Origin of the sequence: Pseudomonas sp. GOM6 (assembly GCF_029537485.1) — a bacterium.
Classification (GTDB): Bacteria; Pseudomonadota; Gammaproteobacteria; order Pseudomonadales; family Pseudomonadaceae; genus Aquipseudomonas.
On sequence record NZ_JARPUS010000003.1, the window covers coordinates 239,856 to 253,529 of the forward strand.

Below are 13,674 nucleotides of genomic sequence, written 5' to 3' on the forward strand. Positions count from 1 at the left end.
AACTCCGTCAGAAATTCAGCACTTGCACTGAAATCAAGGAGATAACCATGACCCGACGGAAGCTGTACCTTTGCTTTGCCTTTCTCGGCATCGCCAGCCTGAGCGGTTGCGCCACCCCCAGTGTGATCACACTCAACGATGGCAGCCAGGTTCAGACCGTGGACACACCGGAATTCGATGAAGACTCGGGCTTCTACGAATTCGAGCAACTGGACGGCAAACCGGCCCGGATCAATAAAGACCAGGTCATCACCGTCAAAGAGCTTTAGGCATTTCCCATGCATGCCCCGCCTGGATGCGGGGCAACAAAAAACTTCTCGCTAACCCCTTGTGCAGCAAAACTTTTTCGGTAAAATGCGCGCCATCCTTCGGAGCGTAGCGCAGCTTGGTAGCGCGTCTCGTTCGGGACGAGAAGGTCGCTGGTTCGAATCCAGTCGCTCCGACCAAATCCCGATTTCAGCCTGCACTAGGCTGAATAAAAAAACCGGCTCATAGCCGGTTTTTTTTTGCCACCTCATCACACTCAACCCCGTCGAGCCAAGCATCGCACTATGGCGTCCCAGAGAGGGGTCGAACCTCCAACCTTCCCCTTAGGAGGGGGATGCTCTATCCAATTGAGCTACTGGGACATATGACGCGCCGAATGGTAGCGGGCAGCGCTGTATTTGTCATGCACATCAATCTCTTAGCTGCAGCCAAATACACCCAAACACAAAACGACCAGCACCAAGGAACCTCTGAAGCAATCCTCACTAACTGACCAACAAGGCAGTTTTGACTAGCCGTGCGCATTTCAGACAGCTGGTGCTGGCAATGCGCCTGCATTCAGATGCAAAATACGTCGTGTAATTGGCGTCAATTAGTCGACCGACTAAATAATTCGATGTGGTTACCGGCTGAACGGCTAGCGCCTATCATGGTCAAAGCAGTGATAATTCAATAGCTGAATGCCAGCATCGCTTTCCTGAACTAACCGGTTTAATATATACGCCCTATGAAACAGGCCATTTATTCCAGCCGTACAGCTGACAAATTCGTTGTCCGCCTGCCCGACGGAATGCGCGAGCGCATTTCCGACGTAGCACGCAATCATCATCGCAGCATGAACTCGGAAATCATCGCCCGCCTGGAACAGAGCCTGCTTCAGGAAGGTGCCCTGGGTGACGAGCCAAGCTTGCGACTGGACAGCCCCGAACTCTCCCTGCACGAGCGCGAACTACTGCAGCGATTCCGCCAACTCTCGCATCGCCAGCAGAACGCCCTCGTAGCGCTGATTGCTCACGATGCAGGCATGAACACCGAAGAAGATGCCTGATCCAGAGAGAAACAAAAAAGCCGGCCAATGCCGGCTTTTTTGTGGGGATTTTTCCTAGAGGAGGAACAGTGTCGCCAAGCCGAGGAAAATGAAGAAGCCCCCACTATCGGTCATCGCCGTGATCATGACACTGGCGCCCATGGCCGGATCTCGCCCCAGGCGCATCAAGGTCATAGGAATCAGAACCCCCATCAACGCCGCAAGCAGCAGATTGAGCGTCATCGCACCGGTCATCACCAGCCCCAGCGACCAGCTATCGTAGAGCCAATAGGCCACCGCACCGATTACCCCCCCCCAAAGCAGCCCGTTGATCAACCCGACGCCCAGCTCCTTGCGCAACAGGCGCGAGGTATTACCAGTACTGATCTGATCCAAGGCCATCGCGCGCACAATCATGGTGATTGTCTGATTACCCGAGTTTCCACCGATACCCGCCACGATCGGCATCAGCGCCGCCAGCGCTACCAGCTTCTCAATTGAGCCCTCGAACAGACCGATCACCCGCGAAGCCAGAAACGCCGTGACCAGGTTGACCGCCAGCCACGCCCAGCGGTTGCCAACCGACTTCCAGACCGACGCAAAGATATCCTCCTCCTCGCGCAGGCCGGCCATATTCAGCACTTCGCTTTCACTTTCCTCGCGAATCAGATCGACCATTTCATCGATAGTCAGACGCCCAACCAGCTTGCCATCCTTCTCCACCACGGGAGCAGAAATCAGGTCGTAGCGCTCAAAGGCCTGAGCCGCATCGTAAGCATCCTCATCCGGCTGGAAACTCACAGGATCACTGGCCATCACCTCGCTCACCTGCTTGTCGGGATCATTGACCAGCAGCCGCTTGATCGGCAGGACCCCCTTGAGCACACCGTCGTAATCAACCACGAACAGTTTGTCCGTATGCCCCGGCAACTCCTTGAGACGGCGCAGATAACGCAGCACCACCTCCAGACTGACATCTTCGCGGATGGTGACCATCTCGAAGTCCATCAGCGCACCGACCTGATCCTCTTCATAGGAGAGTGCCGAGCGCACACGCTCGCGCTGCTGAGCATCCAGGCTCTCCATGAGCTCGAAGACCACGTCACGCGGCAACTCTGGCGCCAGATCGGCCAGCTCATCCGCATCCATATCCCGGGCCGCGGCGAGGATTTCGTGATCATCCATATCGGCGATCAACGACTCGCGAACCGCGTCAGACACTTCGAGCAGGATATCGCCGTCACGCTCGGCCTTGACCAACTGCCAGACAGTCAGTCGGTCATCAAGCGGGAGCGCTTCGAGAATATGAGCCACGTCGGCAGAGTGCAGATCATCCAGCTTACGCTGGAGCTCAACGAGGTTCTGACGGTGCACCAGATTTTCAACAAGATCCTGATGCTGCCCTTCCTGGCGATGGGTCAACCCCTCAACCAGCTTGTGGCGATGCAATAGCTCGATCACCTGAGCAAGGCGATCCTGCAGGCTTTCTTGCGGCTTTTTGGCTTCTACTTCAGTCATGCGGCACGCTCCACCCCAGCAGCAGGGCGCGCCGCGAGGGTCAATCAGTCAATACACGATTGGGCGGGGGAATTTTTGAGTAACTACTGGGTAAGTCCATGGTGGTATTCCACAAGCCCCGACGGGGCTGACTTGACAATGATAGCACCGCCAGCCACATCCAGGGCGACCAAATGACGCCTAGAACAAGCGCTTGCGCCATTGCCTTCAACTTGTTTCTCCGACGCTTGCGCCAGTTCACAAGGCACGCTGGCACCCCAAGGAAGCTCGGCTAGCCTGTTAAGCGAACGTCAAGGAGGACGAATGATGCTGCGACCAATCTGCGCAACGCTCTGCGCATTCTTTTTTGTACAGACCACCGAAATCCAGGCATCCACCGTATTTCGCTGCGAAGACGAGAATGGGCGTATTAGCTTCACGCTGAGCGGCTGCCCCAGCCACACCAATCAATCCCTGCACAACGCTTACAACCCTTCCCCAGGACAAGGAAAAGCCGTCCCCATGGCAAAAACCAAGAAGAAAGCAGCCAAAGATAAGGGAACGAGCGACCACGACCAGGAATTGACGATAGTTGGCAGCAAGCAAGACGGATGCGGCAACCAGGTGACAGGCACCGAACGGCGCACCGCCATGATCCGCAAGCAAGTGCGCAGCGGCATGACCCAGGCCGATATAGAAAGCGCCCTTGGCGAGCCCGACAAGATCACCACACAGAACGGCGATACTCGCTACCACTACGACGACCAGCAAGGAAACAAGCGGCAAGTCATCTTCGACGAGGCAGGCTGCGTAAAGAAAAAACGCTGAAATGCAAAAGGCCCGCATTAATGCGGGCCTTTTGGCTAATGGCGCACTCAGGAGGATTCGAACCTCCGACCGCCCGGTTCGTAGCCGGGTACTCTATCCAGCTGAGCTATGAGTGCGTGGGTGGCGCATTATAGAGAGCTTAACTTTTCGGTCAAGCACTTTTCAGAATAAATTCAATAACTTATCTGACTTAGCACCAACACAACCTAGGTTGTGAATATGGCGGAGAAGGGGGGATTCGAACCCCCGACACCCTTTTGAGGTGTACTCCCTTAGCAGGGGAGCGCCTTCGGCCACTCGGCCACCTCTCCGCAACACGGGGCGCATGATAACCATGTTTTCCCCGTTTGCAAACCAAAATTTTTATAAAAATTAATGGCTTGGTTCGTCACCCTTTTCTTTCTGGATGCGCTGGTAGATCTCTTCGCGGTGCACGGCAACTTCCTTCGGAGCGTTAACGCCGATCCGTACCTGGTTACCTTTCACGCCCAACACGGTGACAGTGACATCATCACCCACCATCAGGGTCTCTCCGACCCGGCGAGTCAGAATCAGCATTCCTTTCTCCTCACGGATTTCAATGTTCAGAACAACTAGTCTGCAGAAATAAAAATGGTGGCAGCCGCGCCCTGTTCAAGCCACGACCTTCACCCAAGTATTGACCAGCCCGGGCAAAAGGAAAGTTCCCCGCCAAACCGCTCAAAAACGCGAAAGGCGCGGATCAGCCGCGCCTTTCGGATCAACCATTACTCAACCTGTCGGGCTGGAGCATCCAGCTCGAAGGCAGTGTGCAAGGCACGCACAGCCAGCTCCAGGTATTTCTCTTCAATCACCACCGACACCTTGATCTCGGACGTGGAGATCATCTGGATATTGATGGTCTCCTTGGCCAACGCCTCGAACATGCGACTGGCGACACCGGCATGGGAGCGCATACCAACACCGACGATAGAGACCTTGGCGATATTGATGTCGCCGATGACCTCACGAGCGCCCAGTTCGCGAGCCGTGTCCTCCAACACGCCCATGGCGCTGTTGTAGTCGTTGCGGTGCACGGTGAAGGTAAAGTCGGTGGTGTTATCGTGCGCCACGTTCTGCACGATCATGTCCACCTCGATGTTCGCGGCACTGATCGGGCCGAGGATCTTGAAGGCCACGCCCGGAATATCCGGCACACCACGGATGGTCAGCTTGGCTTCGTCGCGATTGAAGGCGATGCCGGAGATGATCGGCTGTTCCATGGATTCCTCTTCATCAAGGGTAATGAGGGTACCCGGACCCTCCTGGAAGCTGTGCAGCACGCGCAGCGGGACGTTGTACTTGCCGGCGAACTCCACCGAGCGGATCTGCAGCACCTTGGAGCCAAGGCTGGCCATCTCCAGCATCTCTTCGAAGGTGATCTTGTCCAGGCGCTGGGCCTTGGGCACTACGCGCGGGTCGGTGGTATAGACACCATCGACGTCGGTATAGATCTGGCATTCGTCGGCCTTGAGCGCAGCAGCCAGGGCCACGCCAGTCGTATCGGAGCCGCCGCGACCGAGCGTGGTGATATTGCCTTGCTCGTCCACGCCCTGGAAGCCAGCGACCACGACCACACGACCGGCCTTGAGATCGGCGCGAATCTTGGCGTCATCGATCTGCAGAATACGCGCCTTGTTGTGCGCGCTGTCGGTGAGAATGCGCACCTGATTACCGGTATAGGAGACCGCCGGCACATCGAGTTTGATCAGCGCCATGGCCAGCAGAGCAATGGTCACCTGCTCCCCTGTGGACACCATCACATCCAGTTCACGCGGTACCGGCTGACCGTCGCTGACCTGCTTGGCCAGATCGATCAGGCGATTGGTTTCGCCACTCATGGCGGAAACCACGACGACGATGTCGTCGCCCTTCTCGCGGAACTTCTTCACCTTTTCGGCCACCTGCTGAATACGCTCGACGGTGCCGACTGAGGTGCCCCCAAACTTCTGTACGATCAAAGCCATGTCAAAAAGCCGCCTGATTCCCCGAAGGGCGCCCATTAGACCCGCAACGGGTCACACTGCCAAGGCCTGCCGGACGCACTGCAGGCCTTGTCTTATCAACCTTACAGCGCGCTGTCGACGGAGCTGGCGGCCAGCGCCAGCGCCTCATCCAGCTTGCCGGCGTCGGTGCCGCCGCCCTGGGCCATGTCCGGGCGACCACCGCCCTTGCCGCCCACGGCCGCTGCCGCCTGCTTCATCAGATCACCCGCCTTGAGCTTGGCGGTCAGGTCCTGGGTAACGCCGGCAACCAGCACCACCTTGTCTTCGAACACACCGCCCAGCAGGATCACCGCGCTGCCCAGCTTGTTTTTCAGCTGGTCGACCATCGCCAGCAGGGCCTTGCCATCCAAACCATCGAGACGCGAAGCGAGCACCTTGACGCCCTTGACGTCCACGGCCGCGCCGGCGAGATCGTTGCCCGCCGCACTGGCAGCCTTGGCCTTGAGCTGCTCCAGCTCCTTCTCCAGCTGACGGTTGCGCTCGATCAGTGCGGACAGCTTGTCCAGCACGTTGTCGCGACTGCCCTTGACCAGGCTGGCCGCTTCCTTGAGCTGCTCTTCGGCACCGTTCAACCAAGCCAGCGCGGCAGCACCGGTAACTGCCTCGATACGACGCACACCCGCCGCCACACCACCTTCACTGGTGATCTTGAGCAGGCCAATGTCGCCGGTGCGCGACACATGCGTACCGCCGCACAGCTCGACGGAGAAGCCGCCGCCCATGGTCAGCACGCGTACGTCGTCGCCATACTTCTCACCGAACAGCGCCATGGCACCCTTGGCCTTGGCGGTCTCGATATCGGTTTCCTCGGTCTCGACCATGGAGTTCTTGCGAATTTCGGCGTTGACCAGGTCCTCCAATGCTTTCAGCTGCTCAGGCTTGATCGCTTCGAAGTGACTGAAGTCGAAGCGCAGGCGCTGGCTGTCGACGAGCGAGCCTTTCTGCTGTACGTGCTCACCGAGCACCTGACGCAGTGCGGCATGCAGCAGGTGAGTGGCGGAGTGGTTCAGCGCGGTGGCCTGGCGCACCGAGGCATCCACTTCGGCCTTCAGCGAAGCCCCCACACTCAGACCACCCTTGGCGACCACGCCGTGGTGCAGGAACGCACCGCCAGCCTTGGTGGTATCGCGCACATCGAAGCGCACGCCGGCGCTTTCCAGGTAGCCACAGTCACCGACCTGGCCGCCGGACTCGGCGTAGAACGGGGTCTGGTCCAGCACCACAACGCCCTCCTCGCCCTCGGCGAGACTGTCGACGGCAGCTCCGGCCTTGAACAGGGCAACGACCTTGCCGCTGGCACTGGTGCTGTCATAGCCGAGGAAACGGGTATCGCCGTCGACCTTGACCAGGCTGTTGTAGTCCATACCGAAGGCACTGGCGGAACGGGCGCGCTCACGCTGCGCCTCCATCTCGCGCTCGAAGCCTTCTTCGTCGAGGGTCAGCTCGCGCTCGCGGGCGATGTCGCCGGTCAGGTCGACCGGGAAGCCGTAGGTGTCGTACAGCTTGAACACGATATCGCCCGGAATCACCGAACCCTGCAAGCCGGCCAGATCCTGCTCGAGAATCTTCAGGCCCTGCTCCAGGGTCTTGGCGAACTGTTCTTCCTCGGTTTTCAGCACACGCTCGATATGCGCCTGCTGCTGTTTGAGTTCGGGGAAGGCTTCGCCCATCTCGGCCACCAGCGCGGCGACGATCTGGTAGAAGAAGCTGCCCTTGGCGCCCAGCTTGTTGCCGTGACGGCAGGCGCGGCGCACGATGCGGCGCAGTACATAGCCGCGGCCTTCGTTGGACGGCGTCACGCCGTCGGCGATGAGGAAACCGCAGGAACGGATATGGTCGGCGACGACTTTCAGCGAGGCCTGGCCTTCGTTGGCGCAGCCGATGGCCTTGGCCGCGGCATTGAGCAGGCTCTGGAACAGGTCGATCTCGTAGTTGGAATTGACGTGCTGCAGCACGGCACTGATGCGCTCCAGCCCCATGCCGGTGTCCACGCTCGGCGCCGGCAGCGGGTGCAACACGCCGTCCGCAGTGCGGTTGAACTGCATGAACACGTTGTTCCAGATCTCGATGTAGCGGTCGCCGTCTTCTTCCGGCGAGCCGGGCGGGCCGCCCCAGATGTGCTCGCCGTGGTCGAAGAAGATCTCGGTGCAGGGGCCACACGGGCCGGTATCGCCCATCGCCCAGAAGTTGTCAGAGGCGTAGGGCGCACCCTTGTTGTCGCCGATGCGGATCATGCGCTCGGCCGGGATGCCGACTTCCTTGTGCCAGATGTCATAGGCCTCGTCATCGGTGGCGTAGACGGTGACCCAGAGCTTTTCTTTCGGCAGGTTCAGCCACTTGTCGCTGGTCAGGAACTCCCAGGCGTAGGTAATGGCGTCGCGCTTGAAATAGTCACCGAAGCTGAAGTTGCCCAGCATTTCGAAGAAGGTGTGGTGGCGCGCGGTGTAGCCGACGTTTTCCAGGTCGTTGTGCTTGCCACCGGCACGCACACACTTTTGGCTGGTGGTGGCGCGGGTGTAAGCGCGCTTTTCCAGGCCGAGGAAGCAGTCCTTGAACTGGTTCATGCCGGCATTAGTGAACAGCAGGGTCGGGTCGTTCGCCGGAATCAGCGAACTGGAGGCAACGCGGGTGTGCCCCTTCTCTTCGAAGAAGCGGAGGAAGGCTTCACGGATTTCTGCGCTTTTCATCTATTTCATCCAGGCAAACGGCCGCACGGCTAACACCGGCAAAGGGCCGCATTATATCGGCCCCGCGCAGCATGGACAGCCCGTTTACAGGGAAATTGGATAGAAAACGACTATCAGACCATGAGCCGGTCACAGGGCGAGTGGATCAAACCAGCCCGCCCGCCCCCTTCCGGCGAAAGCGAAGGATCAGAGGGTGGTGGGAACGATCAGGATGCCGGCGCGCAGGCCGTTCTTCACCTTGGGATTGGGGAAGATGATGCGCGCGCCCTCTTCCTCCACCAGCCAACGGGTACCGGCGATGTCCTCGGCCAGCAGGAAGCCTGGCTCCAGCTCGGTGAAGTTCTCGATATCGGCCGGCAGATGCAGCTGGAAGGCGTCGCTGTGCTTGATCACCTCGCGGGCCACGGCGAACAGCTGCAGCCCCTCCAGCGACTCGGTCTCCGGCTCGCATTGCTCCACCAGCTGACGCAGGCGGGCTTCCAGCAGGTCGAGGTTGACCGCTTCGTTCTGCCCGAACGGTCGCGCCTTGCCCAGCTCCAGGGTGAAAGCCTCGGCGCCCAGGCGCGCGTAGGTGTATGAGCTGAAGGTGATGCCGGTCTTGCGCTGCAGCAGCACGGCGTCGATGCCGGCGGCGTTGAGGCGGGCCAGCTCGGCGCGCGAATGCTGGCGGCCTTCGACATAGGGATACAGGGCGAACTGCTCGATCTTCGAGCCACGAATGGCCGTATGCAGGTCGTAATGCAGACGCGCCCGGCCTTCCTTGCAGAAGAAAGACGCCGCATAACGTTCCAGCTCGTTGGCGCGCAGCGCCTCGAAACCGCTGCTCTGCTCATGACGCCCATCGAACAGGCGATTGATGTCCTGCTCCACGTAACGCTCGCCGCGGCGCATGGCCTCTGGGTTGCCGAACAGAAACAGCATGCGCACCTTGGGCAGCAGTTCGCCGGAGGCGATGGCCTGTAGCAGGCGATCGAGCAGCTCGATCGGCGCCGTTTCGTTGCCGTGGATACCGGCCGACAACAGCAGGTCGAGACCGCTGTCTTCGTGGCTGGCGGGCGTCACTTCCAGTGCGCCCTCACCCAGCCAGTGCAGGCGCGCGCCCTCGCGGGTCAGCTGAATCTTCTCGGTCGGCTCGCGGCCGGCCAGGGTCAGTTCGAGCAGTTTGCCGAGGGCGAGCATGGGGTCACCTCAATGTTTGCAGTCGGGACCATGCACATGGTCATCGTCGTCGCCCGCCAGATCGGCCGGCTCCATCTCCAGCTGCAGGCCGACCAGGTTGGTTGCTTGCGGGCGCAGCAGCAGATTGGCGTATTCGGTATCGCCCTCTTCCACGTCGACGCCAATCAGCAGCTGATCACCAACAGCCTGGATCCACACTTCCTTGCCCTGCCAAACCACGGCAAAGCGGGTGCAGGAGGTTTCCAGCTGGGTGCCGTCGGTATCTTCGAGAATCAGTTGCAGGGCTTCGGACATGTTCAGTGCTCTCAGGCGAGTTGGAAAGGATAGACGGAGCCCAGTTTAAGGATCTGCGTCAGTTCATCCAATGCCGTCCGGCACTCAATCAGCAGTTGCGGGTCGGCCAGGTCGCTTTCCGCCAGGCGATCGCGGTAGTGCTTGTCGACCCAGGTGTTGAGGGTGGTGAACAGCTCAGGGGTCATCACCACACCCGGGTTGACCGCCGAGAACTCCTCTTCCTTGAGCGCCACGCGTAGGCGCAGGCAGGCCGGCCCACCACCGTTCTGCATGCTCTGCTTGAGATCGAACACCTTCACTTCGCGGATCGGGCCATGACCGCTGGTCAGCTCGTTCAGGTAGCTCCACACGTTGGAATTATGACGGCACTCCTCCGGCACGATCAGCAGCATGCTGCCATCGGCGCGGGTCAGCAGCTGGCTGTTGAACAGGTAGGAGCGCACCGCATCCTCCACGCTCACCGCGCTGGATGGCACGCGCACGGCCTGGAAGTTGCCGCCGCGACGGGCCAGCTTGTCGCCCAGCTCGGCCAGTACCTTGTCGGTGTCGAGGAAGGCATCCTGGTGATAGAACAGCACCTCGCCGTTGCCCACCGAGATCACGTCGTTGTGGAACACGCCCTGGTCGATCACCGCCGGGTTCTGCTGGGCATAGACCACACCCTCGTCACCCAGTCCGTGCAGGCGGGCCACCGCCTGGCAGGCTTCCAGGGTCTGCCGCGCCGGGTAGCGCTGCGGCGCCGGGAAGCGGCTGTCGAAGGCGCTGCGACCGAACACGAAGAACTCCACGCCGGCCTCGCCGTAGCTCTTGCAGAAGCGCGTGTGGTTGGCCGCCCCCTCGTCACCGAACTGACCTACCGCCGGCAGCGCGGCGTGGTGGGCGAAATGCGCTTCGTTGTTGAACATGGCGCGCAGCACCCGGCTGGTGGTCGGATGTTCGATCGAGCGGTGGAACTTGCAGTTGAGGTTGGCGGCGGTGAAATGCACCCGGCCATCCGCCGTATCGGCGCTGGGGCTGACGGTGCAGGAGTTGGCCGTCCACATGCTCGACGCAGAGCTGCAGGCAGCCAGTAGCGGCATGGCTTCCTTGGCGGCCTTGGCGACCACCTCGGCATCGCTACCGGTAAAGCCGAGGCTGCGCAGGGCGGCGACGTCCTGGCGCTCCTGCGGGGCGAACACGCCCTGCTTGAAGCCCATGTCCATCAGCGCCTTCATCTTGCCCAGGCCCTGCTTGGCCGCTTCCTTGGGGTTGGAGACCGCCTGGCTGTTGCTCTGCGAAGCCACGTTGCCGTAGGACAGGCCACCGTAGTTGTGGGTGGGGCCGACCAGGCCGTCGAAGTTCATTTCATAGGCGGACATCACAGACTCACTCCCGGGGTCAGGGTGGCGGGCAGGCTCAGGGTTTCACTTTCCAGTGAGGCGACCGGATAGGCGCAATAGTCGGCCGCGTAGTAGGCACTGGCGCGATGGTTGCCGGAGGCCCCCACGCCGCCGAACGGCGCGCTGCTGGCGGCGCCGGTCAGCTGCTTGTTCCAGTTGACGATGCCGGCGCGGCTCTCGATCAGGAACTGCTGGTAGCGTTCGGCGGACTCAGACAGCAGGCCGGCAGCCAGGCCGTATTGGGTGTTGTTGGCCTCGGCGATGGCGGCGTCGAAGCCGTCGTAGCGGATCACCTGCAACAACGGCCCGAAGAACTCCTCGTCGATGCGTTCGGCAACCTGAGTCACGTCGAGGATGCCCGGGGTCAGCAGCGCGGCGCCGTGCACCGGCTGGATCATCTCCAGCAGCACCTGGGCGCCCTTGTCGATCAGGTGGTGCTGGGCCTTGAGCAGATGCTGGGCGGCGTCCAGAGAGATCACCGAACCCATGAAGGGCGCCGGCTGTTCATCAAAGGCACCGACCTTGATGGTCGAGGCCACCGCCACCAGGCGCGCCAGCAAGGCATCGCCCCAGGCGCCGACCGGCACCAGCAGACGACGGGCGCAGGTGCAACGCTGACCGGCAGAAATAAAAGCGGACTGAATGATGGTGTAGACGGCGGCGTCGATATCCTTGACCTCATCCACCACCAACGGGTTGTTGCCGCCCATCTCCAGCGCCAGGATCTTGTCCGGGCGGCCGGCGAACTGGCTGTGCAGCAGATTGCCGGTGCGACTGGAGCCGGTGAAGAACAGGCCATCGATGCCGGCACTACCGGCCAGAGCCACACCGGTTTCACGGGCACCCTGCACCAGGTTGAGCACGCCGGCCGGCAGACCGGCCTCGATCCAGCACTTGACCGTCAACTCGGCAACCTTGGGGGTCAGCTCGCTGGGCTTGAACACCACCGCGTTGCCGGCCAGCAGTGCCGGCACGATATGGCCGTTGGGCAGGTGGCCAGGGAAGTTGTAGGGGCCGAACACGGCGACCACGCCATGCGGCTTGTGACGCAGCACGGCGGTGGCGTCGGCCAGCGGACCGCTTTTCTCGCCGGTACGCTCGCGGTAGCTCTGGATGGAGATGGCGACCTTGTTGACCATGCTGGTCACCTCGGTGGCGGACTCCCACAGCGGCTTGCCGGTCTCCTCGCCGATGGTGCGGGCCAGCTCGTCACTGTGTGCCTTGAGGGTGGCGGCGAACTGCTCGAGCACGGCGATGCGCTCGTCCAGCGAACGGCGCGCCCAGACCGGGAAGGCGGCGCGGGCGGCAGCCACGGCCTGTTCGACCTGCGCGGCACTGGCGCCCTGGCCAGTCCACACAGCCTCCTGCGAGACCGGATTGAGCGAATCGAAGGCCTCGCCCTGCCCTGCCTGCCAACTGCCGGCGATGTAATGAGCGGTCATTGCTTGCTCTCCTTGGCCGACAGCGGCACGGCACGCACCTGGCTGCCGGCGCTCAGCTGCAGGCGCTTGGCGGTCAGCGGGTCGACCACCAGGGTGCCCGCGGCGGCACGCGCCGGCGCGGCGGTGATGCGGCAGTCTTCGCGCTTGCGGTTGTGAATCAGATAGGGGATGGCGTCTTCGCCCGGAGTGCCGATGGCCAGCACCAGGGTCTGGCTGTCGCGCACGGCGCGAATCTTGTCGGTTTCCACCTCGATGGCCGGACCGGCATCGAAGATGTCGACATAGCCCTGGTAGCTGAAACCCTCGCCCTTGAGCATGGCCAGCGCTGGCTCGGTGTCGGGGTGCACCTGACCGATCACGGCTCGTGCCGCTTCGGACAGGAAGCAGGTATAGAGCGGGAACTTGGGCATCAGCTCGGCGATGAAGGCCTTGTTGCCGACGCCGGTGAGGTAATCGGCCTGGCCGAACTCCATCTTGAAGAAGTGCCGGCCCAGGCTGTCCCAGAACGGCGAGCGCCCCTGCGCGTCGGACATGCCGCGCATTTCGGCGATCACCTTGTTGCCGAACAGCTCGCGGAATTCGGCGATGAACAGCATGCGCGCCTTGGACAGCAGACGGCCATTGAGCCCCGTGCGGTAATCGGCATGCAGGAACAACGAGCACAGCTCGGAGTTGCCGGTCAGGTCGTTGGCCAGGAACAGGGTGGGAATCTCGCGGTGGATTTTCAGCTCCTGCGAGGCGCTGACGGTGAGGCCGACCCGGTAGTTGTACCAGGGCTCACGCAGGCCCACGGCTCCGGCCACGGCGGAGATGCCGACGACCTTGCCGTCGTCGTCTTCCAGCACGAACAGGTAGTCGGCATCGGCGCGCTCGACGTCGCCATTGAAAGTCTTTTCCGCCCAGCCGACCCGGTGCGTCAGGCGCGCCTCGTTGGCCGGCAGCGTGGTCAGACCTGTGCCAGTACTGCGGGCCAGGTCGATCAGCGCCGGCAGATCGGTACTACGGACGGGACGAACGATCATAAATCCTCCAGAGTTATCCCCACTTGCG

Annotated in this window: 12 protein-coding genes and 4 tRNA genes; 4 read left to right on the forward strand and 12 right to left on the reverse strand. The window is 61.3% G+C overall.

The window, feature by feature from the left end:
• Window positions 1–47 precede the first annotated feature (47 nt).
• Both P7A97_RS05715 and P7A97_RS05720 read left to right on the forward strand, forming a co-directional pair.
• Window positions 48–269, forward strand: a complete 222-nt coding sequence (locus P7A97_RS05715; protein ID WP_277688976.1) for a YgdI/YgdR family lipoprotein — start codon at window positions 48–50, stop codon at window positions 267–269.
• Between the two features lie 100 nt (window positions 270–369).
• Window positions 370–446 (forward strand) — tRNA-Pro (locus P7A97_RS05720).
• 106 nt (window positions 447–552) lie between these two features.
• Here the strand turns inward: P7A97_RS05720 and P7A97_RS05725 are convergent.
• Window positions 553–629 (reverse strand) — tRNA-Arg (locus P7A97_RS05725).
• Between the two features lie 356 nt (window positions 630–985).
• On the opposite strand from P7A97_RS05725, the gene P7A97_RS05730 reads away from it, so the two are divergent.
• Window positions 986–1,315: an Arc family DNA-binding protein gene (locus P7A97_RS05730; protein ID WP_277689021.1), complete on the forward strand. Its 330-nt coding sequence runs from the start codon at window positions 986–988 to the stop codon at window positions 1,313–1,315.
• 54 nt (window positions 1,316–1,369) lie between these two features.
• Here P7A97_RS05730 and mgtE read toward each other — a convergent pair whose 3' ends face one another.
• A complete protein-coding gene (gene mgtE, locus P7A97_RS05735) occupies window positions 1,370–2,812 on the reverse strand; it encodes a magnesium transporter (protein WP_277688977.1) in 1,443 nt (480 codons plus the stop codon).
• A 306-nt stretch (window positions 2,813–3,118) separates the two neighbouring features.
• Between mgtE and P7A97_RS05740 the strand changes: the two genes are divergently transcribed.
• Window positions 3,119–3,619, forward strand: a complete 501-nt coding sequence (locus P7A97_RS05740) for a hypothetical protein (protein WP_277688978.1) — start codon at window positions 3,119–3,121, stop codon at window positions 3,617–3,619.
• Between the two features lie 39 nt (window positions 3,620–3,658).
• Here P7A97_RS05740 and P7A97_RS05745 read toward each other — a convergent pair.
• The 10 genes from P7A97_RS05745 to astA form a co-directional block, all read right to left on the reverse strand.
• Window positions 3,659–3,735 (reverse strand) — tRNA-Arg (locus P7A97_RS05745).
• 104 nt (window positions 3,736–3,839) lie between these two features.
• Window positions 3,840–3,930: transfer RNA gene (locus P7A97_RS05750), tRNA-Ser, on the reverse strand.
• A 61-nt stretch (window positions 3,931–3,991) separates the two neighbouring features.
• Window positions 3,992–4,177: a carbon storage regulator CsrA gene (gene csrA, locus P7A97_RS05755; protein WP_003244478.1), complete on the reverse strand. Its 186-nt coding sequence runs from the start codon at window positions 4,175–4,177 to the stop codon at window positions 3,992–3,994.
• 188 nt (window positions 4,178–4,365) lie between these two features.
• A complete protein-coding gene (locus P7A97_RS05760; protein WP_277688979.1) occupies window positions 4,366–5,604 on the reverse strand; it encodes an aspartate kinase in 1,239 nt (412 codons plus the stop codon).
• 101 nt (window positions 5,605–5,705) lie between these two features.
• Complete coding sequence (alaS, locus tag P7A97_RS05765; protein WP_277688980.1) at window positions 5,706–8,330, reverse strand: alanine--tRNA ligase; 2,625 nt, start codon at window positions 8,328–8,330, stop codon at window positions 5,706–5,708.
• Between the two features lie 186 nt (window positions 8,331–8,516).
• Window positions 8,517–9,509, reverse strand: coding sequence for a succinylglutamate desuccinylase (astE, locus tag P7A97_RS05770; RefSeq protein ID WP_277688981.1), 993 nt, complete (start codon window positions 9,507–9,509; stop codon window positions 8,517–8,519).
• Between the two features lie 9 nt (window positions 9,510–9,518).
• Window positions 9,519–9,803 carry a topoisomerase II gene (locus P7A97_RS05775; protein WP_277688982.1) on the reverse strand — a complete coding sequence of 95 codons (285 nt, stop codon included), beginning with the start codon at window positions 9,801–9,803 and terminating at the stop codon, window positions 9,519–9,521.
• Window positions 9,804–9,814: 11 nt separating this feature from the next.
• Window positions 9,815–11,161 (reverse strand): N-succinylarginine dihydrolase, encoded by a 1,347-nt coding sequence (gene astB, locus P7A97_RS05780; protein ID WP_277688983.1) that lies wholly within the window; start codon window positions 11,159–11,161, stop codon window positions 9,815–9,817.
• On the reverse strand, window positions 11,161–12,624 hold the full coding sequence (gene astD, locus P7A97_RS05785; protein ID WP_277688984.1) for a succinylglutamate-semialdehyde dehydrogenase: 1,464 nt from the start codon (window positions 12,622–12,624) through the stop codon (window positions 11,161–11,163). Before astD ends, astB begins: the two co-directional genes overlap by 1 nt.
• Window positions 12,621–13,646, reverse strand: a complete 1,026-nt coding sequence (gene astA / locus P7A97_RS05790; protein WP_277688985.1) for an arginine N-succinyltransferase — start codon at window positions 13,644–13,646, stop codon at window positions 12,621–12,623. Before astA ends, astD begins: the two co-directional genes overlap by 4 nt.
• Between the last annotated feature and the right edge of the window lie 28 nt (window positions 13,647–13,674).

What these genes read in the sequence shown, in the direction of transcription:
- P7A97_RS05715 (WP_277688976.1), top strand. Translation starts at nt 48, where the DNA reads ATGACCCGACGGAAGCTGTACCTTTGCTTTGCCTTTCTCGGCATCGCC.
- mgtE (WP_277688977.1), bottom strand. Translation starts at nt 2,812, where the DNA reads ATGACTGAAGTAGAAGCCAAAAAGCCGCAAGAAAGCCTGCAGGATCGC.
- P7A97_RS05740 (WP_277688978.1), top strand. Translation starts at nt 3,119, where the DNA reads ATGCTGCGACCAATCTGCGCAACGCTCTGCGCATTCTTTTTTGTACAG.
- csrA (WP_003244478.1), bottom strand. Translation starts at nt 4,177, where the DNA reads ATGCTGATTCTGACTCGCCGGGTCGGAGAGACCCTGATGGTGGGTGAT.
- P7A97_RS05760 (WP_277688979.1), bottom strand. Translation starts at nt 5,604, where the DNA reads ATGGCTTTGATCGTACAGAAGTTTGGGGGCACCTCAGTCGGCACCGTC.
- alaS (WP_277688980.1), bottom strand. Translation starts at nt 8,330, where the DNA reads ATGAAAAGCGCAGAAATCCGTGAAGCCTTCCTCCGCTTCTTCGAAGAG.
- astE (WP_277688981.1), bottom strand. Translation starts at nt 9,509, where the DNA reads ATGCTCGCCCTCGGCAAACTGCTCGAACTGACCCTGGCCGGCCGCGAG.
- P7A97_RS05775 (WP_277688982.1), bottom strand. Translation starts at nt 9,803, where the DNA reads ATGTCCGAAGCCCTGCAACTGATTCTCGAAGATACCGACGGCACCCAG.
- astB (WP_277688983.1), bottom strand. Translation starts at nt 11,161, where the DNA reads ATGTCCGCCTATGAAATGAACTTCGACGGCCTGGTCGGCCCCACCCAC.
- astD (WP_277688984.1), bottom strand. Translation starts at nt 12,624, where the DNA reads ATGACCGCTCATTACATCGCCGGCAGTTGGCAGGCAGGGCAGGGCGAG.
- astA (WP_277688985.1), bottom strand. Translation starts at nt 13,646, where the DNA reads ATGATCGTTCGTCCCGTCCGTAGTACCGATCTGCCGGCGCTGATCGAC.